The 673-nt window shown below is 63.4% G+C and carries 1 protein-coding gene; it reads left to right on the forward strand.

The window, feature by feature from the left end; all coding sequences use genetic code 11:
• On the forward strand, positions 1–673 hold a 673-nt coding region (locus tag AC1DRP_RS36780), incomplete at both ends, for a trypsin-like peptidase domain-containing protein (protein WP_476771168.1).

Consider the following 673-nt stretch of genomic DNA (forward strand, 5'->3'; position numbering starts at 1 on the left):
CCCGTCAGCAGGTTCAGCTTTCCTTTGCGCCGATCGTGCAGAAGACGGCCGGGTCGGTCGTGAATGTCTATGGCGCCCGTGTCGAGCGTCGGGCTCAGAACCCTTTCATGGACGATCCGTTCTTTCGCCGCTTCTTTGGCGATGACGGGTTCGGTGTCCCGCGCGAACGCGTGCAACGATCGCTTGGGTCAGGCGTGATCGTCGATGCGAGCGGGCTCGTGGTGACCAATAACCACGTCATCGAGGGCATGAGCGAGGTCAAGGTCGCCTTTGCGGACAAGCGCGAGGTGGAAGCCACGATTGTCCTGCGCGATCCACGCACCGATCTTGCCGTGCTGAAGCTGAACGGCGCCAAGGATCTGAGCGCGCTCGACCTTGCCGATTCCGACCAGCTCCAGGTCGGCGATATCGTGCTGGCGATCGGCAATCCCTTCGGCGTCGGGCAGACCGTGACGCAGGGCATCGTTTCGGCGCTGGCTCGTACGCAGGTCGGTGTCGCCGATGCGCAGTCGTTCATCCAGACCGATGCGGCGATCAATCCCGGCAACTCCGGCGGCGCGCTGGTCGACATGGAAGGCCGACTGATCGGCATCAACACCGCGATCTTCTCGCGCTCTGGCGGCAGCCACGGCATCGGTTTTGCGATTCCCTCGTCGATGGTTCGCGTCGTCGT

The organism is Allobosea sp. 01N443, assembly GCF_056399325.1.